The 19557-nt window shown below is 72.5% G+C and carries 19 protein-coding genes and 1 riboswitch; of the genes, 12 read left to right on the top strand and 7 right to left on the bottom strand.

Going from position 1 to position 19557, the window contains the following annotated elements; all coding sequences use genetic code 11:
• The first annotated feature begins 124 nt into the window (after positions 1–124).
• From ACFQ11_RS32305 to ACFQ11_RS32270, 8 genes are all read left to right on the top strand, one after another.
• Complete coding sequence (locus ACFQ11_RS32305; protein WP_378305657.1) at positions 125–2152, top strand: right-handed parallel beta-helix repeat-containing protein; 2028 nt, start codon at positions 125–127, stop codon at positions 2150–2152.
• Positions 2153–2229: 77 nt separating this feature from the next.
• Positions 2230–3387 carry a right-handed parallel beta-helix repeat-containing protein gene (locus ACFQ11_RS32300; RefSeq protein WP_378305655.1) on the top strand — a complete coding sequence of 386 codons (1158 nt, stop codon included), beginning with the start codon at positions 2230–2232 and terminating at the stop codon, positions 3385–3387.
• A gap of 38 nt (positions 3388–3425) precedes the next feature.
• Entirely contained in the window at positions 3426–4556 is a 1131-nt protein-coding gene (locus ACFQ11_RS32295; protein WP_378305653.1) for a right-handed parallel beta-helix repeat-containing protein, read from the top strand.
• Positions 4557–4634: 78 nt separating this feature from the next.
• Complete coding sequence (locus ACFQ11_RS32290) at positions 4635–5963, top strand: UDP-glucose dehydrogenase family protein (RefSeq protein WP_378305651.1); 1329 nt, start codon at positions 4635–4637, stop codon at positions 5961–5963.
• A 110-nt stretch (positions 5964–6073) separates the two neighbouring features.
• A riboswitch (guanidine-III (ykkC-III) riboswitch) is annotated at positions 6074–6140 on the top strand.
• A gap of 30 nt (positions 6141–6170) precedes the next feature.
• A complete protein-coding gene (locus tag ACFQ11_RS32285) occupies positions 6171–6494 on the top strand; it encodes a DMT family transporter (protein ID WP_378305649.1) in 324 nt (107 codons plus the stop codon).
• A 309-nt stretch (positions 6495–6803) separates the two neighbouring features.
• Entirely contained in the window at positions 6804–7589 is a 786-nt protein-coding gene (locus tag ACFQ11_RS32280) for a sporulation protein (RefSeq protein WP_378305647.1), read from the top strand.
• Positions 7590–7662: 73 nt separating this feature from the next.
• Positions 7663–9120: a hypothetical protein gene (locus tag ACFQ11_RS32275; RefSeq protein ID WP_378305645.1), complete on the top strand. Its 1458-nt coding sequence runs from the start codon at positions 7663–7665 to the stop codon at positions 9118–9120.
• A 21-nt stretch (positions 9121–9141) separates the two neighbouring features.
• Positions 9142–9888, top strand: a complete 747-nt coding sequence (locus ACFQ11_RS32270) for an SDR family oxidoreductase (RefSeq protein ID WP_378305643.1) — start codon at positions 9142–9144, stop codon at positions 9886–9888.
• Between the two features lie 62 nt (positions 9889–9950).
• On the opposite strand, the gene ACFQ11_RS32265 is transcribed toward ACFQ11_RS32270, so the two are convergent.
• The gene (locus ACFQ11_RS32265) at positions 9951–10592 is read right to left on the bottom strand and encodes a rhomboid family intramembrane serine protease (RefSeq protein ID WP_378305641.1); all 642 of its coding nucleotides are present in this window, start codon (positions 10590–10592) and stop codon (positions 9951–9953) included.
• Positions 10593–10669: 77 nt separating this feature from the next.
• Between ACFQ11_RS32265 and ACFQ11_RS32260 the strand changes: the two genes are divergently transcribed.
• Positions 10670–10792 (top strand): hypothetical protein, encoded by a 123-nt coding sequence (locus ACFQ11_RS32260; RefSeq protein ID WP_378305639.1) that lies wholly within the window; start codon positions 10670–10672, stop codon positions 10790–10792.
• 16 nt (positions 10793–10808) lie between these two features.
• Here the strand turns inward: ACFQ11_RS32260 and ACFQ11_RS32255 are convergent, their stop codons facing one another.
• Positions 10809–11261 (bottom strand): GNAT family N-acetyltransferase, encoded by a 453-nt coding sequence (locus ACFQ11_RS32255; RefSeq protein ID WP_378305659.1) that lies wholly within the window; start codon positions 11259–11261, stop codon positions 10809–10811.
• Between the two features lie 162 nt (positions 11262–11423).
• Here ACFQ11_RS32255 and ACFQ11_RS32250 point away from each other — a divergent pair, with 162 nt between their 5' ends.
• Positions 11424–11753, top strand: a complete 330-nt coding sequence (locus ACFQ11_RS32250; protein ID WP_378305637.1) for a WhiB family transcriptional regulator — start codon at positions 11424–11426, stop codon at positions 11751–11753.
• Here the strand turns inward: ACFQ11_RS32250 and ACFQ11_RS32245 are convergent, their stop codons facing one another.
• Together ACFQ11_RS32245 and ACFQ11_RS32240 are read right to left on the bottom strand one after the other, a co-directional pair.
• A complete protein-coding gene (locus tag ACFQ11_RS32245; protein WP_378305635.1) occupies positions 11754–12659 on the bottom strand; it encodes a sulfite exporter TauE/SafE family protein in 906 nt (301 codons plus the stop codon).
• 125 nt (positions 12660–12784) lie between these two features.
• Positions 12785–13195, bottom strand: a complete 411-nt coding sequence (locus tag ACFQ11_RS32240; protein ID WP_378305633.1) for an ester cyclase — start codon at positions 13193–13195, stop codon at positions 12785–12787.
• Between the two features lie 143 nt (positions 13196–13338).
• On the opposite strand from ACFQ11_RS32240, the gene ACFQ11_RS32235 reads away from it, so the two are divergent.
• On the top strand, positions 13339–14832 hold the full coding sequence (locus tag ACFQ11_RS32235; protein ID WP_378305631.1) for a CYTH and CHAD domain-containing protein: 1494 nt from the start codon (positions 13339–13341) through the stop codon (positions 14830–14832).
• On the opposite strand, the gene ACFQ11_RS32230 is transcribed toward ACFQ11_RS32235, so the two are convergent.
• Positions 14829–15779 carry an NUDIX hydrolase gene (locus ACFQ11_RS32230; protein WP_378305629.1) on the bottom strand — a complete coding sequence of 317 codons (951 nt, stop codon included), beginning with the start codon at positions 15777–15779 and terminating at the stop codon, positions 14829–14831. The two genes, ACFQ11_RS32235 and ACFQ11_RS32230, sit on opposite strands and share 4 nt — an antisense overlap.
• Entirely contained in the window at positions 15772–17856 is a 2085-nt protein-coding gene (locus ACFQ11_RS32225) for an RNA degradosome polyphosphate kinase (RefSeq protein ID WP_378305627.1), read from the bottom strand. The genes ACFQ11_RS32230 and ACFQ11_RS32225 overlap by 8 nt, the downstream gene beginning before the upstream one ends.
• Before the next feature lie 258 nt (positions 17857–18114).
• On the opposite strand from ACFQ11_RS32225, the gene ACFQ11_RS32220 reads away from it, so the two are divergent.
• Positions 18115–18432 carry a hypothetical protein gene (locus tag ACFQ11_RS32220; protein ID WP_378305625.1) on the top strand — a complete coding sequence of 106 codons (318 nt, stop codon included), beginning with the start codon at positions 18115–18117 and terminating at the stop codon, positions 18430–18432.
• 102 nt (positions 18433–18534) lie between these two features.
• Here the strand turns inward: ACFQ11_RS32220 and ACFQ11_RS32215 are convergent.
• The coding region (locus ACFQ11_RS32215; RefSeq protein WP_378305623.1) for a CU044_5270 family protein at positions 18535–19557 on the bottom strand (1023 nt) is incomplete at its 5' end.

The following is a 19557-nucleotide window of genomic DNA, read 5'->3' as shown; positions in this document are numbered from 1 at the left end:
CCGCAGCACGCGGCGCCGGCCGCGCCGGGCACGACCGGGCCGCTGCCGGTGCAGCCGCCCCAGACGCCCCCGCACCCGACGCCGCGCAGCGGCGTCCCGCAGCCGGAACGGAGGTGAGCCCCCGATGAACGCCCCCGCGAACACGCCCGCACCGGCCGGACCCGCGGGCCCGGCGGCCCCGGCGGGCCCCGCCGGGCCGCCCGGCCCGCCGCACGGCGCCGCGCCCCCCGCGCAGAAGAAGGGGAGCGGCGGCAAGATCCTGACGACGCTGATCGTGCTCGGCCTGGCCGGCGGCGGCACGTACGCGTACCGCACGTACGCCGACCGGCCGCCCGAGGTCCCCGGCGTGAACGAGGTGACGACGACCGCCGCGCAGCAGCAGTCGACGCTCGTCGACCAGGAGGACCTGCGGATCATGCAGACCCGCGCCCTCCAGGAGTCCGACATCGCCGGGGGCGGCGCCGCCGCCGCGCGGGCGCGGCAGCCGCGGCTGATGAGCTCGGCGAACGGCCGGACGCTGATGCTGCCGCAGCGCCGCGAGCCCTACTACGTGTCGGAGCTGCAGAAGCTCGCCGGTGAGGACTTCCAGCAGCTCGGCGACGGGTCGTACCTGCTCAACGTCAACATCATGGTGGCGGCCGGCGGGAAGCTGGTGCTGCAGAGCGGCGACGGGCCGCTGACGATCCGGATGCGCAGCGTGCCCGGCTCGTTCACCTCGATCGTCAGCGCGGGCGGCAGCGTCAAGATCAACGGCTCCGCGCAGAACCCGGTGAACATCACGAGCTGGAACGAGTCGGCGAGCAAGCCCGACACGTCCGTGAACGACGGACGGGCCTACATCCGGGCGATCGGCGGCTCGTTCAGCATGACGTACACGAACGTGGAGCATCTCGGCTTCTGGAGCGGCCGCACCGGCGGCGTGGCCCTCACGGGCTCCGACCGTCCGGACTCGTCCGCCGAGAAGGCCGCCGTCCCGGCCGCGCCGCACAGGGTGCGGATGCCGGACGGGTCGACGGAGACGACCCGCGGCAACCAGGAGCAGATCGAGGTGCAGGCCGCGGCCGGCGCGGGCGGCCCGACGTCGTTCTACGTGCCGCAGGCGAGCCTGGTCAGCGGCGCGATCGACCACTCGACGTTCGACGGCAACGCGTACGGGATCTTCGTGACGGCGTCGAACCAGACGCGGCTCACCAACAACGAGATCGAGAACAGCCTCGTGAGCGGGGTGCTGCTGCACCGGTTCGCGAAGAACGCGACGATCGAGAACACCACGGTGTCGCGGAGCCGCGGCGACGGGTTCGTCCTGTCGCGCGGCACCGAGGGCGTGCGGATCACGAACTGCACGGCCCGGGAGAACGGCGGCAACGGCTTCACGCTGAACGGGCAGCCGCTCGCGGACGGCCCGTCCGCGTCCGGTGAGGCGACCACGGCGTTCGGCCAGAACCTCATCAGCGGCAGCGCCGCCGAGAACAACGAGCGGTACGGGTTCGAGATCCTCGGCGGCGACAACGTCGCCGTGCAGAACAGCCGGGTGACCGGCGGCGACATGGGCATCGTGGCGCGCGAGATGGCGACCCGGGTGCAGATCTCCGGGAACCAGGTCCGGGGGCCCGAACGGCAGGGGATCGTGCTGCGGGACGGCGTCGAGGGCGGCAGCGTCGCGGGGAACGTCATCCACGGCACCCAGACGGCCCTGTACGTGCGGGACTCGTCGGCGACGCTGCAGGGCAACACCGTCCAGTCGGCGTCCCGGCACGGCGTCACGCTGAACGGCGACGTCTCCGCGACGGTCATCGCCGGGAACACCATCAGCGGATCCGGGTCGAGCGCCCTCGACTACGACCGCGCGGAGGGCCAGTACAAGAACACCGGCAACAACATCAAGGGCTGGAACAAGACCGCCGGTTTCTGGACCTGGGTCAAGCGCGTCTTCAAGCCGATGAACATCATCTGGGCGGGCGTCTTCCTGCTGGTCGCCGTCTCCGCGTTCCGTTCGCGGGGCGCGGGGATGCGGATCGGCCGGCGCGGCGCCCACCCGTACGAGCACCAGACCAAGCTCGAGGAGCGCCCCGTGCGCCTGCTCCGCCGTACCGTCCCCGCGGCGCCGCCGCAGCAGCAACGACGGCCCGCGGGAACACGCGTCGACCACTAGCCCGGCCCATCGGGCCGGTCGGCGCACGGAACGGCACGGCAACGACGCACCAGAGCGGATCCAAGGAGTAGACCGTCATGACAGGCAAGATCGACATCAAGTTCCTCGCGGGCCTGCTGATCGGCGCGGTCGTCGTCGGGTCGCTGGTGATCCTGTTCACCGGCGGGGAGGACGACCCCGAACCCGGCAACGCGTCGCAGAACTCGTCGCTGGGGCCGGCCGCGCCCGGCACGGGCGCGCCCTCCGACGGCGACGAGGAGGACGAGGGCGACGACGGGGACGAGGGGAACAGCGGCGCGGCCGGACCGGCGCTGACGCTGCCCGTCCCCGAGGGCGAGGGCAAGGTCGACTGCCCGTCGCCCACCACGACGGTCGGCGACGCCGCGAGCCTGGAGACGGCGCTGCGGGGGGCCAAGGCCGGTGACGTCATCAAGATGGGCCCCGGCACCTACGAGGGCAAGTTCGTCGCGAAGGCGGACGGCACCCAGCAGCAGCCCATCTACCTGTGCGGCGACGCCAAGACGGTCCTGGACGGCGGCGGCGTCGACGAGGGCTACGGCCTCCACCTGGACGGCGCGAACTACTGGCGGCTCATCGGGTTCACCGTCACCAACACCCAGAAGGGCGTGATGGGCGACGGCACCAACGGGTCGATCATCCAGGGCCTGACCGTCCACCAGATCGGCGACGAGGCCATCCACCTGCGGAAGTTCTCCACCGGCAACACCGTGCAGTACAACAAGATCTACAACACGGGCCTGCGACGCGAGAAGTTCGGCGAGGGCGTCTACCTGGGCAGCGCCGAGTCCAACTTCAAGAAGATCACCGGCGGGCAGCCCGACAAGAGCGACAACAACGTCGTGCGCGGCAACGTCATCCGGGCCACCGCCGAGGCGGTCGACGTCAAGGAGGGCACGTCCGGCGGCAAGATCCTGAACAACGTGTTCGACGGGACGAAGACCGGCGGCAGCAAGCACAACGACTCGTGGGTCGACGTCAAGGGCAACAACTACCTGATCCAGGGCAACAAGGGCACCGGGACGCCGATGGACGGCTTCCAGACCCACGAGGTCATGGACGGCTGGGGCAAGAACAACACGTTCACCGGCAACACCATCGACCTGGGCGGCGGCGGCGGTGTCGGGGTCGCCGACACCAAGGGCGGCAACATCGTCAAGTGCGACAACAAGATGGTGAACGGCGGCAAGCTCACCAAGGACGGGAAGTGCTCCTGACGCGCGGCCGGCGCGAACGGGGGTGAAACTGGTGCATCGTGAAGATCGATCTGAAGTTCACCGGGATCCTGGTGGTCGGCGCCGTCGCCACCAGCGCCCTCGTCGTGCTCGCCACCGGGTCCGGAGACGAACCGGAGGACGTCCCGACCGGCGGTGACGTCGTCGCGGCGCCGTCGGGGGAGGCGACGGTCACCGGGCCGGACGGCCCCGCCGGCGCGGGGTCGGAGGCCGGGGCGGACGGCGGCGGGGCGCAGCGGTTCCCGCTGCCCACCTCGGACGAGCCGATCTCCTGCCCGGCGCCGACCGTCACCGTGTCCGACGGCGTCAAGCTGCAGGAGGCGCTCAACGTCGCCGAACCGGGCACCGTCATCCAACTGGCGCCCGGCCGGTTCGACGGGCAGTTCCTCAGCCAGAAGTCCGGCACGGGCGACCGGCCCATCTTCGTGTGCGGGACACCGAAGTCGATCCTGGACGGCGGCGGCACCGGCGAGGGGTACGGGTTCCACCTGCAGGACGCGGCGCACTGGCGGCTGATCGGCTTCACGCTGCAGAACAGCCAGAAGGGCGTCATGTTCGACGGGACGGGCGCGTCGGTCGTCCAGCAACTGACGATCCGCAACATCGGGGACGAGGCCGTCCATCTGCGGCGGTTCAGCACGGGCAACTCCGTGCAGTACAACTCCATATCGAACACGGGCCGCGAGAACCCCCGCTTCGGCGAGGGGGTGTACCTCGGCTCGTCCCACAACAACTGGGGCACGCTGACCGGCGGTCAGCCGGACCGCAGCGACAACAACCTCGTCGCCGGCAACAAGATCAAGGCCACCGCCGAGGCGGTGGACGTCAAGGAGGGCACGGCCGGCGGGCGCATCGCGGGGAACGCGTTCGACGGCTCGGAGCTGTCCGGCGGGTTCAACGACTCGTGGGTCGACGTCAAGGGCAACGGCTACGTCGTCGAGGACAACCGCGGCGCGAAGACCAACGCCGACGGTTTCCAGACGCACGAGGAGTACAAGGGCTGGGGCACGCGGAACGTCTTCCGCCGCAACGTCATCGCCCTCGGGGACGCCGGGGGCGTGGGCATCCGGCTCGACTCGGCCGGCAACGCGGTCGCCTGCGACAACAGGGTCTCGGGCGGCGAACTGCTCAACACGGGACAGTGCTCCTGACACCGGGGCAGTGCTCCTGAACACGGGGAAGCGCTCTTCGGGGCTCTACCGTCACCATCAGCGAGAAGGAGAAGTGCCATGAACCAGGCGGAGGCCCCGAGGCTCACCGTCATCGGGACCGGTTACCTCGGTGCGACGCACGCCATCTGCATGGCGGTGCTGGGCTTCGAGGTACTCGGTGTGGACGTCGACGAGCGCAAGATCGGCAAACTCGCGTCCGGCGAGGTCCCCTTCTTCGAGCCGGGCCTGCCGGAGCTGCTCGCCAAGGCGCTCGAGTCGGGCCGGCTGCGCTTCACCACCTCCTTCGAGGAGGCGGGCGAGTTCGGCGACGTGCACTTCATCTGCGTGGGCACCCCCCAGCAGCCCGGTTCGGACGCGGCCGACCTCACCTACGTCGACGCGGCCGTGCGGGCCCTCGCCCCGCACCTGAACCGCCGCGCGCTCGTCGTCGGCAAGTCGACCGTCCCGGTCGGGACCGCGAAGCGGCTCACCGGCATCGTCCACGAGCTCGCCCCCGCGGGCACCGAGGTCGAGCTCGCGTGGAACCCCGAGTTCCTCCGCGAGGGCTTCGCCGTGGACGACACGATGCGCCCCGACCGCCTGGTGTTCGGCGTCGCGTCCGACTGGGCCCTCGAACGCCTGCAGGCGGCGTTCCGTCCCGTGCTGGACCTCGGCACCCCCGTCGTCCGCACCGACCTCGCCACCGCCGAGCTGGTGAAGGTCGCGGCGAACTCGTTCCTCGCCACCAAGATCTCCTACATCAACGCGATGGCCGAGGTCTGCGAGGCCGTCGGCGCCGACATCAAGGACCTCGCCGACTCGCTCGCCCTCGACGACCGCATCGGCGGGAAGTTCCTCAAGCCCGGCCTCGGCTTCGGCGGCGGCTGCCTGCCGAAGGACATCCGCGCGTTCGCGCACCGCGCCGAGGAGATCGGCGTCGGGCAGGCGGTGTCGTTCCTGCGCGAGGTCGACGACATCAACCGCCGCCGCCGCGCCCGCACCGTCGACCTCGTCCGCGAGATGCTCGGCGGGATCTCCGGCAAGCGCATCGCGGCGTGGGGCGCGGCGTTCAAGCCGAACTCCGACGACATCCGGGACGCCCCCGCCCTGGACGTCGCCCGCACCATGCACGGGCTCGGCGGGCACGTGCGCGTGTTCGACCCGGCCGCGCTCGACAACGCGCGCCGCGCGTTCCCCGAGCTGCGCTACGGCGAGAGCGCGTTCGACGTCGCCCAGGACGCCGACGTCGTCGTGCTGCTCACCGAATGGTCGGAGTTCCGCGAGATCGAGCCCGACGCGCTCGCCGAAGTCGTCCGGCACAAGCGGATCGTCGACGGCCGCCACGCCCTGGACGCCGCCCGCTGGCGCGCCGCGGGCTGGGAGTACCGCGCCCTGGGGAGGAGCTGAGCGCGACGCGTGCCGGTGGCCGGTGTCGCCGGTCACCGGCCGGAACCCGGGCGGTTCCGGCGGGAACAGGGGTGCGCGGCCGGCCGTTGAGGGGGGCGAGGGCCCCGGGCGGGACGCGCGTCCTGCCCGCCCTCCCGGACGAGGTGCGCCGTACCCGGCAGGACAAGACGACGCGGACCGCAGCCGTCTCGTCCACGGGAGCAGAACATGGCCTGGATCCTCGTCATCGTCGCCGGCCTCTTCGAAGTGGCCATGGCCCTGTGCCTGAAGGGCAGCAAGGGCTTCACCGAGCCGTGGCCGTCCGTCGGCTTCCTGGTCTTCGCCGTGACCAGTTTCGGCCTCCTCAACATGGCGCTCCGCACGCTCGACGTCGGGACGGCGTACGCCGTCTGGGTCGGGATCGGCGCCGTCGGCACCGCGGCGCTCGGCATGCTGCTGATGGGCGACCAGGTGTCCGCGCTGAAGATCGGTGCGCTGACCTGCATCATCGTCGGCGTCATCGGGCTCAACCTCGCGGGCGGGGGCCACTGAGCACGGCGCCGGGGCGCCGCCCGGACACGCGTCCGGGCGGCGCCCCGGCGCATTGTCCGGCGGGTGTTCCCGCAGGTCGGGCGGATACCGGACGAGCGTCGCACGGCGTAACGAATCGTCGTGCAGGGGCCGTCCGGACGATCGTTGCGTGCGCGGAACGCGCCGGGTTCAGCCGCCCGGGTGCTTTTCTCGCCGTTCCGCTTCTCCCCTGGCCGATCCTGCTGACAGGGTGGAACGCGAACCCCGACATGTGCGTCTATGTGTCGAGAGCGCCAGGGGGCGTCCGGCACCACCACGGGAGGTAGAACCTTGGTCTTCAAGAAGCTCCGCCAGGCGATGGGCATCGGCGGCCCGCAGATCGAGACGACCCTGCAGGACCCGAACACTCAGCCGGGCGGCGTCGTCCGTGGTGAGGTCACGCTGATCGGGGGCCAGCACGACTCGAACATCAAGTCGCTGAACCTGGCGCTGCGCAGCCGGGTGGAGGTCGAGTCGGGCGACTCCGAGCACGTCACTAACCTCGAGTACGCGAAGGTGTCGCTCGCCGGGGGCTTCGAGCTGGACGACGGCTCGCGGCACACCATCCCGTTCGAGTTCGCCATCCCGTGGGAGGCGCCCCTCACGCACATGTACGGGCGCCCCCTGCTCGGCACCACCGTCGGTCTCGCCACCGAGCTGGAGGTCGCCGGCGCGGTCGACCCGGGCGACCTCGACCCGATCGCGGTGCAGCCGCTGCCCGCGCAGGCGCGCATCCTGGAGGCGTTCGGCAACCTCGGTTTCCGCTTCCGCAACGCCGACTGCGAGCGGGGCCGCATCTACGGCGTCAACCAGACGCTGCCGTTCTATCAGGAGATCGAGTTCACCCCGCCGCCGCAGTACGCGAGCGGCATCAAGCAGCTCGAGGTCACGTTCGTCGCCTACCCGACCGCCATGGACGTCGTCCTGGAGCTCGACAAGCGGGGCGGGATGTTCACCGAGGGCCACGACTCGTTCAGCCGGTTCAAGGTCGACTACGCGACCGTCGGCAACACCGACTGGGAAGGCCAGCTCAACGGCTTCCTGCAGGACGCGGGCCGCCGCAAGGGGTTCTTCTGACCGTCGACGTCGTGCCGCCGATCCCCTCCGTGATGTTGATCGCGGAGGGGATCGCCGCGTAGAAAGGGTGCCTGTGACCCCGCCCCCCGGCCTGACCCCAGCGGAGGAACGCCTGTGGGCCGCGTTCCCCACCGGCACCACCGTCGTCCTCGGCGACGACCTCCCCGAGGGCCCGCTGCCCGAGCTGACCGTCCGCGCGGACGTCCTCACCCGGCTGATGCTCGGCGCCTGCGAGGCCCGGCCCGGCGCCGTCGCGGCCCTGCGGCTGCGCGGCGCGTACATCGTCGGACGCCTGGACGTGTCGGGCGGGACGGTCGAGCACGAGCTGCGCCTGGAGCGGTGCAGGCTCGTGGAGGAACCCGACTTCTCCAACGCCGACACCCGCCAGCTGCGGTTCGCCGACTGCCGGATGCCGGGCTTCGACGGCGGCGGGCTGCGCGCGGACGGCTACCTCAGCCTGTCCGGCTCGACGATCGACGGGCAGGTGCGGCTGCCGCGCGCCCAGCTGTCCGGCGGGTTCCGGATGAACGGGACGCGCATCACCGCCGCCGACCCGGCCGAGTGGGCGCTGTTCAGCGGCGGGCTCGTCGTGGACGTCGGCACCTTCATCCGCGACGCGGAGATCACCGGCGGCGTCCGGTTCGTCGGGGCCCGCATGAACGGCGGGCTGTTCATGGAGCGGACCGTCCTGTCCAACCCGGGACGCATCGCGCTGGACGCGCAGAACATGGTCGTCGAGGACGCCGCCGAGTTCAGCGCCGGGTTCAAGGCCGTCGGGACGGTCCGGCTGCGCAGCGCCCGCTTCAACGGCATCCTGTCGTTCTCCAAGGGGACCCTCGACTCCAGCGACCCCGAGCGCATGTCGCTGCACGCGTCCCACATGTACGCGGACGAGCTGCTGCTGTGGACGTCGGAGCGGATCCGGGGCCGCGTCAGCCTGTCCTATTCGCGCGTCGGGGTCCTGCACGACCACCCGTCCGTCTGGCCGGACGAACTGTTCCTCAACGGCCTCGTCTACGAGACGTTGCGCGGCGCCGGGTTCAAGGACCGGCTCGACTGGGTGGCGCGCGACCCGCAGTTCCACCTCCAGCCGTACGAGCAGCTCGCCGCCTGGTACCACGGTGTCGGCTCCGACGACCTCGCCCGCAAGGTGCAGCTCGCGAAGCTGCGCGCGCGCCGCCGCAGGCTGCACTTCATCGGCCGCGCCTGGAACCACCTGCTGGACTGGACGGTCGGCTACGGGTACCGCCCGTGGCTCGCGTTCGCGTGGTTCGCGTTCCTCCTCGCCGTGGGCACCACGGTGTTCTCCGTCGAGAAGCCCCACGCGATCCGGCCGCCGGACGAGCTGCCCGACTTCCACGCGCTCGTCTACTCCCTCGACCTCCTGATCCCCCTCGACACGTTCGGGCAGCAGCTCGCCTACGACGCGGTCGGCTGGTCCAGGTGGGTGGCCTACCTGCTCGTCGCGACCGGCTGGGTGCTCGCCACCGCGCTGATCGCCGGGGTCACGCGCGTCCTGCGGCCCGGCTGACGAACGGCACAATGGGGTGCCATGGGCACGTATCTGATCACGGGGGCGACCGGCGGAATCGGCACGGCGGTCGCGGAACTGCTCCGGGGCCGCGGGCACGATCTCATCCTGACCGGCCGCTCCACCGACCGGCTCGAGGCGCTCACCACCGCCCTGCGCAGCGGCGCCCATGCGAACACGCAGATCTTCTCGCCGCACGAGATGGCGGTGCGGGGCCCCGGCGCGTCGATCACCACGGTCGCGCTCGATCTCGCCGAGCCCCGCAGGCTGGAGGCGTCCCTCGCGCCCGCGCACGTCCCCGGACGCCTGGACGGCCTGATCCACACGGCCGGGACCGTGCGGCTGTCCCCCGTCGCCGACCTCGACGTCGACACCTGGCAGGAGCACCTGTCGACGAACCTGGTCTCGGCGGCCGAGCTGACGCGGCTGCTCCTGCCGGCCCTGCGCGCCGCGGAGGGCCACGTCGTCTTCGTGAACTCGACCGCCGGGCTGCGCGCGAACCCGAACTGGGCGGCGTACGCGGCGAGCAAGTACGGGATGCGGGCGCTGGCCGACTCGCTGCGCGCGGAGGAGCCGTCCCTGCGGGTGACCACGCTGTTCCCGGGACGGACGGCGACCGCCATGCAGCAGCGCGTGCGCGCGCAGGAGGGCCGTCCGTACGACGCGGACGAGTTCGCCGACCCGACGACCGTCGCGCGCGTCCTCGTCGCCGCCCTCGAAACGCCCCGCGACGCGGTGGTGTCCGAGGTCACGGTACGTCCCCGGTAGCCCCCCGGAGCGCGGGGGCAGGCGCCGGCTCGCCTACCGGCGGCGGCCGGGCGCCCGGGGCGTCACGGCACGTCCGTGACGGACGCCTTGTCCGGGCGGCGCCGCAGCGCCCAGGCCCCGGTCACGCCGCCGATCAGCCCGAACAGGTGGCCCTGCCACGAGATGGCCGGGTCGCTGGGGAGGACGCCGAGCAGCATCGTCCCGTAGACGGCGACGACGCCGACGGCGATCGCGACGTCCACGAGCCGGCGCTCGAACACCCCGCGTCCCAGCAGGTAGCCGAAGAACCCGAAGATCAGGATGCTGGACCCGAGGGTGTTCGCCGAGCTCGTGAACCACACGCCGAGCCCGCCGACCACGATCACGATCAGGCTGGCGACGAGGAACTTGGCGATGCCCCGGGTCGCGGCGATGAACCCGAGGACCAGGAACGGCACCGTGTTCGCGATCAGGTGCCCGAACCCGGCGTGCATGAACGGGGCGGTGAAGATGTCCGGCAGGTCATTGACGTTCCAGGGGTCGATCCCGAACCGGTCGAGCCACCCGTTCGCCACGTAGTCGACCGTTTCCAGTACCCACATCACCGCGGTGAGGGACAGCACCAGGACGGCCGACCCGAGCGCGCGCGCCCCGTGCTCGGCGAGGCCGCTGGAGCGTTTCCGTCGGGCGGGGCGGCGTGCGGGCTGGTCGGGTGCATAGCTCATGAAAGCCACCGTAAGGTCGAGAACCCGTCATCAGGTCAACGACCGGTACCCGCGAACGGTTTCCGCCCGCCGGACGCGTGCTGGTACTGGGCGCCGGGGGCGGGACGGGCCTCGCGGCGGTGCGGGTCGCGGCGGCGCCGAAGGTCCTCGACGACCTGCTGAACCGCCGGATCGTGGGGAAGGTCGCGCTGCTCCCCTGATCAGCTGCTCCCCTGATCAGGCGAGGTGGTACTTCATGCCCATGTGGGACGGGCGGAAGCCCATCTTCTGGTAGAAGCGGATCGCGTCGGGGCGCTGCCGGTCGGTGGTGAGCTGCACGAGCCGGCAGCCCCGGGCGCGCGCCTGGTCGACGGCCCAGCCGATGAGGGCCTGGCCGACGCCGTGGCCGCGCTGGTCGAGCGCGACGCGGACGCCCTCGATCTGGGCGCGCTCGCCGCCGGCGTAGGTGAGGCCGGGGATGTAGGTGAGCTGCAGGGTGCCGATGATCTCGCCGTCGATCTCCGCTACGACGACCGTGTTGTTCGGGTCCTTCTCGATCGCGGCGAACGCGGTGAAGTAGGCCCCCGGAATGTCGTCGCCCGCCGTTTCGCGGGCCGATCCGAGGGGATCGTCGGCCAGGAGCCGGACGATCTGCGGCAGATCGGCCGCCGTCGCCTCGCGGAAGGTCACTTCTTGATCACGCTGCACACCGACCAGGTTATCCGAGCGCTAAGTTGCAGTGTTCCCGCAACGACTTGTAGTACTACGTGTTGTAGTACTACGTTGGGTGGACGACATCGTCACCTCGACCCGCGAAGCCGGCGGCATGCCGCACCGCCGCAGGGAGAAGCCATGCACAGCAACGACAACGAGGAACACTGGACCGACCACGCGATCTGCCGCGGCGCCGACCCCGACCTGTTCTTCCCGATCGGATACTCCGCGGAGATCCTGCGGGAGCAGGAGCAGGCCGCCAAGGAGATCTGCGGCAACTGCCCCGTGCAGGTCGACTGCCTGACCTGGGCGCTGCGCGTCGGCGAGCCCGACGGCATCTGGGGCGGGACGACGCCGGAGGAGCGCCGCTACCTGCGCCGCACCGCCGAGGCCCCCGCGCGCCGGCCGCTCCCCGTCATCGTCGTCCGCGGCGACGCCTCGACGTCCGAGCACGCCTCCGCGGCCTGATCACGCCGCCTCCGGCACCGGGGCGGCCGCGGCGGTCCCGCGGCGCTCCGCCCGGTACCGCCTGACCGAGTACCCGACGGCCGCCGCCCAGATCGCGTAGAGCACGGCGTAGGCGGTGTACCGGACGGGCGCGCCCGCGTCGATCCAGTCGCCGTTCAGCAGCGTCCGGGCGTTCGTCACGATGATCACGCCGCCGACGGCCGAGCCGAGGACGGCCGGGGGCAGGTGCCGCACCAGCCAGGCCGCGATCGGCGCGGCGATCAGCCCGCCGAGCAGCAGGGCGGCGGCCTGGCCCGCGTTGATCCCGGCGGTGCCGAGCCCGGCCAGGAAGCCGAGGCTCGCGGCGACCGCGACGAGGAACTCGCTGGTGTCGATCGTCCCGATCACCTTGCGGGGCTCCATCCGCCCGGACGCCAGCAGCGCGGGCGTCCCGACCGGCCCCCAGCCGCCGCCGCCCGACGCGTCCACGAAACCGGCGACGACGCCCAGCGGAGCGAGGAAGCGGCGGCGCAGCGGCCTGCCCGCGTTCGCGGTGGACGGCACCCGCCGGGTGAAGCGGACGAGCACGTAGACGCCGAGCGCCAGCAGGATCAGCGCCATGACGGGCGCGGCGGCCTCGGTCGACAGCCGGGACAGGAACGTGGCCCCGGCGAAAGCTCCGGCGGCGCCGGGGACGCCGACCTTCGCGACGACCTTCCAGTCGACGTTGCCGAACCGCCAGTGGGCGACGCCGGACGCCAGGGTCGTCCCGATCTCGGCCAGGTGCACGGTGGCGGAGGCGGCCGCCGGGCTCGTGCCCGCCGCGAGGAGCAGCGTCGTGGACGTCACCCCGTAGGCCATCCCCAGGCTCCCGTCCACCAACTGGGCGCCGAGTCCCACCAGCGCGAGCACCACGAAAGCGCGCATGGCCACCTTCCCTACTTGATAAGTCGGAATAGGGGATATCAAGCCACCGCGGGCGTCCCGGGTCAACCGGGCCCACCGGTCAGATCACCGTGCTCCCGTATTCGGGCCTTCCCGACGTCAGACGTTCAGGAGTCGCCGAACGCTCCCAGCGCCGTCATCAGGCCCACACCGTCGGACACCACCCAGTACTCGGCGAGGCGCCCGTCCACGACACGGAACATGTCGTGCCCGACGAACGACACCCGCGTCCCGGGCGACGCCGTCGCCCCGGGCACGCCGCCCTGGTACGTCCCGTGGAATGTCCACCGCGCCGCCACCGTGTCGCCGCCCACCACGGGACCGACGTCGAGGGTGTTCACGATGTCGGAGAACATGTGCCGCGAGTGCCGGATCTGGTCGGCGGCCTCCTGCGGCCCGCGCACCTCCAAGGCGGGCCAGTGCCCCACGAAGTCCGGCGTCATGATCTCGTCGAGGACGGCGTAGTCGCCGGCCCACGCGTCGAACAGCCAGCGCCGGTAGAGTTCGTCCGCATCCATGGTCCCATTCTTCGCACGCGTACCCGCTTCATGCCAAGGGCACGGGCCGGCGGCGGGCGCCGCGATTCGCGTTCTATCGCTGTTCATCTCCGCGTGAAATGCTGGTCACGTGGGCTTTGACTCGGCGTAGAAGGGGACGCACCGTGGCCGATCGGCACCTGGAGATCGAGCAGAAGTACGACGCGGAGGCGGGGTTCGTGCTCCCGCCGCTGGACGATCTCCCGGGGGTGTCGGCGGCCGCGGAGCCGCGCGTCCACGAGCTGCACGCGACCTACTTCGACACCGCCGACCTGCGGCTGGCCGCGCACGGGATCACGCTGCGGCGCCGCCGCGGCGGCGACGACTCCGGCTGGCACCTGAAGGTCCCGGCGGGGCCGGACGGCCGGCAGGAGCACCGCGCGCCGCTCGGGCGCCCGCGCGTCGTCCCGGCGCGGCTCGCCGGGCTGGTCGCCGTCCACACGCGCGGCGCGGAGCTGCTGCCCGTCGCGACGCTGGAGACCCGCCGGACGGTCGTGGTCCTGCGGGACGCGGACGGCGCGGCCGTCGCCGAGGTCGCCGACGACCTGGTGTCGGCGTACCGGGCGGAGGGCGACGAGCCGCGCCGGTGGCGGGAGATCGAGGTCGAGCTGGGGAGCGGCGGGCCCGACCTGCTGAAGGCGGCGGGCAAGCGGCTCCGCAAGGCGGGCGCGCGGAAGGCGAAGTCGTCGTCGAAGCTGGGCCGGCTGCTCGGCGCGGACGTCCCGGCGGCACCGGCCGCGGACGCGCGGGCCGCGACGCGGGCGCGGCTGCGTGACCTGACCGCGAACGGGAAGCTGCCGACGGTCACGGCGGGCGACGCGGTGATGGGGTACCTCGCGGCGCAACTGGAGAGCCTGATCGAGTACGACCCGCGGGCGCGGCTGGGCGAGGACGACGCCGTCCACCGGATGCGGGTGGCGACGCGGCGGCTGCGCAGCACCCTCCAGGCGTACCGGCCGGTGCTCGACCCGGCGCGGACCGAGCCGGTGCAGGCGGAGCTGCGGTGGCTCGCGGCGGAGCTGGGCGAGGTCCGCGACCTCGAGGTGCTGCGCATGCGGTTCGCGGACGGCCCCCGGTACCTGCTGGACGACCTGGCCCGGCGCGAGCGCGGGGCGTACCGGCGGCTGAACCTGGCGCTGAAGGAGCCGCGGTACTTCGAGCTGCTCGACGCGCTCGACCGGCTCATCGCCGACCCGCCGCTGGGCGAGCGCGCGAGGAACAAGGCCCGCAAGGAGCTGCCCGTGCTGGTCTCGCGGGTGTGGGAGCGGATGGCGCGCCAGTACCGGACGATCGCGACCGCCGAGGACCCGGACGTCGCGCGGCACGAGACGCGGAAGGCCGCCAAGCGCGCGCGCTACGCGGCGGAGCTGGCGGCACCGGTGCTCGGCGCGTCGGCGAAGCGGGCCGCGAAGGACGCCAAGCGCATCCAGGAGGTCCTCGGCGAGCACCAGGACGGCGTGATCGCCATGGAGCGGATCCGGTCCTTCCGGGGCCGGGCCAGGACGCCGCAGGACGCGTTCGCGCTCGGCGTCCTGTACGGGCGCGAGGAGTGCCGCGCGGAGACCGCCCGCGACCAGCTCGCCGTCACCTGGTCGCGCACCCTGGGGCCGTCCTTCTAGGGGGCGTGCCGCTCCAGCGCGGGCATCGCGTCACCGGCGATGTGCGCGACCCAGAACTCGCCCTTGGCCAGGCACGGGTCGTCGGGGACCTTCTCGCCGAGCTCCCGGCACAGCCCGTTGACCAGCTCCTCGACGACCTCGCCGTGCGTGCAGACGAGCGCGGGGACGCCGTCCGCGACGAGCTCGATGAGGCGTTCGACGGCCTGCCCGGGGCCCGTCTCCCCGACCGTGAACGCGCCGTCCGTCGTGACGGCCGCGCGGGTGCGGCGGGCGTGCGGCAGGACCGTCTCGACGCAGCGGGCCGTCGCGGAGCTGACCAGCCGGACCGGCCCGTAGGAGTCCAGCAGCGGCGACAGCCGGGCGGCCTCCGCGCGCCCGCGCGCGTCGAGGGGGCGCAGCTCGTCGGCGTCCCGCCAGTCCGCCTTCGCGTGGGCGGCGGCGTGCCGCAGGATCACCAGCGGAACGGTGTCGGGCGGGCCCGCGAGGAACTCCTCGAGCAGCTCGGCGTCGTGCCGGTAGGACAGCCGCGCGGCGGCCTGCTCGGCGGGCAGCCACTCGATCCGGTCGACCTCCTCGTTCGGGACGAACGCCGCGTCGGCGACCGGGCGCGCCGCCCACCAGTCGACCCGCTTCGTGCGGCCCCGTACCGGATAGGTGCTCGCCGGGAGGCGGCGGCCGAGCCGGGGCACGATGCCGGTCTCCTCCTCGACCTCGCGGACGGCGGCGCGCAGCACGTGCTCGCCCGCGTCCACCTTCCCCTTCGGCAGCGACCAGTCGTCGTAGCGGGGGCGGTGGACCACGGCGAACTCGGGGCCGTCCCGCCAGAGGAGCGCCCCGGCGGCGTGGATCGTCCGGCCCGTGTCCATGTCGTCGCCCGTGCCGTTCCTCGAGTCGTCGCCCGTGTCGTCGTTCGTGCCGTCGTTCGTCCGGGGGCCGGCCTCAGCCATCGACGGTCCTCCAGCGGCGGCTCCGCACCAGATGCGTCTGGATGTCCTGCAGGGTCCCGCCGGGCGGGGGCGCGTTGCGCGTCCAGGTGCCCTCGCCGTCCAGGCGCCAGGCGTGGGCGCCATCGTCCATGGCCATGTCGATCAGGTCGATCAGCCGGTCGCGCTGCGCGCGGTCGGTGACGGTGACGAGCGCCTCGACGCGGCGGTCGAGGTTGCGGTGCATCAGGTCGGCGCTGCCGATCCACACCTCGGGGTCGCCGCCGTTCTCGAACGCGAAGACGCGCGAGTGCTCCAGGAACCGGCCGAGGACGCTGCGGACCCGGACCGTCTCCGACAGCCCCGGCACCCCGGGCCGCAGCGCGCATATGCCGCGCACCCAGATGTCGACCGGGACGCCCGCCCGCGACGCCCGGTACAGGGCGTCGATGACGACCTCGTCGACGAGCGAGTTGCACTTCACCCGGACCCGCGCGGCGTGCCCGTTCCGGTGGTTGTCGATCTCGTGCTCGATGCGCTGCACGAGCCCCGACCGCAGGCTGTGCGGCGCGACCAGCAGCCGGTGGTAGGAGCCCTGCCGCGAGTAGCCCGTCAGGTGGTTGAACAGGGCGCTGACGTCCTCGCCGACCTCCGCGTCCGCCGTCAGCAGCCCGAAGTCCTCGTAGAGGCGGGCCGTCTTCGGGTGGTAGTTGCCGGTGCCGATGTGGCAGTAGCGGCGCAGGACGCCGTCCGGGTCCTGCCGGACGACGAGCGCGAGCTTGCAGTGCGTCTTCAACCCGACGAACCCGTAGACGACATGGCAGCCGGCGGTCTCCAGCTTGCGCGCCCACGCGATGTTCGCGCGCTCGTCGAACCGGGCCTTCAGCTCCACGACCACCACGACCTGCTTGCCGGCCTCGGCCGCGCTCATCAGCGCGTCCACGACCGGCGAGTCGCCGCTCGTCCGGTACAGCGTCTGCTTGATCGCCAGGACGTTCGGGTCGGCCGCGGCGTCCTCGATGAGCCGCTGCACGGTCGTCGTGAACGAGTCGTAGGGGTGCTGGACGAGCACGTCCCGTTCGCGGATCGCGCCGAAGATGCTCGCGTCCTCCGGGATCGCCTCCTTCGACGGGACGAACGGCGGGTACTTCAGGTCCGGCCGGTCGAGGTCGGCGATCGCGGCGAGCCCGCCGAGGTCGAGCGGCCCGCCCACCCGGTAGATCTGGCCCTCCTCGATCGCCAGCTCCGTCGTGAGCAGCTCCAGCACGCCCGCGGAGATCGACTCCTCGACCTCCAGCCGGACGACGGGCCCGAACCGGCGCCGCAGCAGCTCCCGTTCGAGCGCCTGCAGCAGCCCCTCGCTGATGTCCTCGTCGATCTCGAGGTCCTGGTTGCGGGTGACGCGGAACGCGTGGTGCTCGACGACCTCCATGCCGACGAACAGCTGCCCGAGGTGCGCGGCGATGACGTCCTCCAGCGGCGTGAACCGGTCGGGGGACGCCTCGATGAAGCGGGGCAGCAGCGGCGGCACCTTCACGCGCGCGAACATCGTGGCGTCCGTCTCCGGGTCCCGGACGATCACGGCGAGGTTCAGCGACAGGCCCGAGATGTACGGGAACGGGTGCGCCGAGTCGACGACCAGCGGCGTCAGCACGGGGTATATGCGGTCGCGGAAGAACCTCCGCAGCCGCTCCTGCTCGGTCTCCGCCAGCTCGTCCCAGCGCAGCAGGTCGATGCCCTCCTTGCCGAGGGCGGGGCGGATCTCGTCGCGGAAGCACGCCGCGTGCCGCAGCATCAGCTCGTGCGCGACCGTCCCGGTGCGCTCCAGCACCTCGCGCGGCTGCCGCCCGCTCGCCGACTGCACGGCCAGGCCCGTCGCCATCCGGCGGGCGAGCCCCGCGACCCGCACCATGAAGAACTCGTCGAGGTTGCTGGAGAAGATCGACAGGAACCGGACGCGTTCCAGGAGGGGGAGCGTCGGGTCCTCGGCGAGTTCCAGAACGCGCTGGTTGAAGCGGAGCCAGCTCTCCTCCCGGTCGAGGAAGCGGTCCTCGGGCAGCGCTTCACCGGTACGGGGGATGTGTCCTGGGTTGACGGTCATGTTCGCATTTTCCCTGACCAAGGTGAACGGCTGTGGAACACGCGGGGTGCCGAAGAGTCGGACACCGTAGAGCGTGCCCGCGGTTCCCGTTGATCACTCCGGTGCCCGCCCGCCGATACGCAACCCGCCGCCCCCCGCGCACCCGTCCCGACACCGGACGGCCGCCCCCGGCCGCGCCCGATCGCCGCCGGGCGCTCTCTCTCCGCCGTTAAATCGTGCGGTGCCGTTTTGTCAGACCCTTGGGTAATCATTCTTGTTATGAGCAGAGACACCCATCCGGGGGCGCAGTGCCCGCACTGCCGATCACATCTCGCGCTCGTCCCCCTGTCCGCCAATGGCACGACCGGCCCCGCACTCCCCGTCGTCCTCAAGGAGGAATGGCAGCCTCCCCCCGTCTCCGAGGTGCTCGCGGTTTACGCCGGGCGCGCCGTCGACACCGCCACCGCCGCCCGCGGCGCCGCCCGGGTCAGGGAAAGCCTGAACCGCGCCCGCGCGGTCGCGGCCCAGCGCAGGGCCGCACAGAAAACCGCCCGGCACCGCACCCGAACCACGACTCCGACCCCTAAGAGCGCCTGATCACATATCGATCACGTCACCGCGAGAGGTGACGCGCCGAGGGACGGCGCCCGGCCCTAAGGCCAAGGCACCGCCCCGGCGATTACCGATGCCCGAATCGGATCAGCGCGGTGCCGAGTCCGTCCATTCCATCGCCGTCACGGCGGCGGAACTCAGCACCGTTCCCGCGGCCCGGTCCACGCCCGGGGCCGGTTCCAGCAGCACCCGTTCGTCCGCCAGCGCCCGTCCCGTCGCCGGGTCGAGGACGAGCCGGTGCCGGATCGTCCCGAGGGGCGTGTCCTCGTCGAACGCGACGGCCCGGCCCGTCCGGCCCCGCGAGTCCGTGATCTCGCCCACTCCCTCGACCGCCGGGAGCCCGGCCAGCATCCGGAACGCGGCCGCCCTGACCCGCGGCGTGACGGGCATGTCCGTCACCAGCCCCACGGACGTGCGGTAGAGCCACGCGTCGGCGGACATCGGCCGGTCCGCCGACTCGGTGTCGTGCCCCGCGTACCAGCGCAGCAGTTCGGCCTTCAGCTTCGCCGGGTCGGCGGGCAGCGCCCGCAGGTCCTCCATCGTCACGTTCCGGCCGAGCCAGAACACCTTGTCGCCGTCGACGAGCGGCGAACTCTCCGTCGTCACGGGGCCCGGCGCGGTCGTGGCCCGCATCGGCTTCAGCTTCCCGCCGCCCGGCGCGGCGGGCACCTCGAGCGTGAACGCGGACGGCGATCCCGCGCGCCGCCAGGCCGCCGCGTCCGCCGGTGTCGCCGCCCGCGCCCCGAGTTCCCGTTGCCGCGTCCAGACCCGGCCGCCCGGCTCCCGGGGCGTCCACGTCGCGTGCTCGGACGCGACGACGACCGTGTACCGCGCGCCCGGCTCGCCCACCTCGTAGTAGTTCGACTCGATCTTCGCCACCCGCCAGTACGCCCCCCGCCCGGCGGGCCGCGCCTCGGCCTTCTCGGCGGCGGCGAGCAGCACCGTCCCGGCGTCGAGGGTCCGGGCGGGCGCCCCGGCGGCGGGCGTCCCGGGCCCCGGCCGCGTCTCGTCGGACGCGGGCAGGGCCACCGCGACCATCGCGGCGGCGACCCCGGCGCCCGCGAGGCCCAGCACCCGCACCGGCCGCCACCGGCGGGCCCCCGCGCGCAG

It is taken from the genome of Actinomadura sediminis, assembly GCF_042675525.1.
GTDB classification, from domain to species: Bacteria; Actinomycetota; Actinomycetes; order Streptosporangiales; family Streptosporangiaceae; genus Spirillospora; species Spirillospora sediminis.
This window is presented reverse-complemented; position numbering and strand designations above follow the sequence as displayed.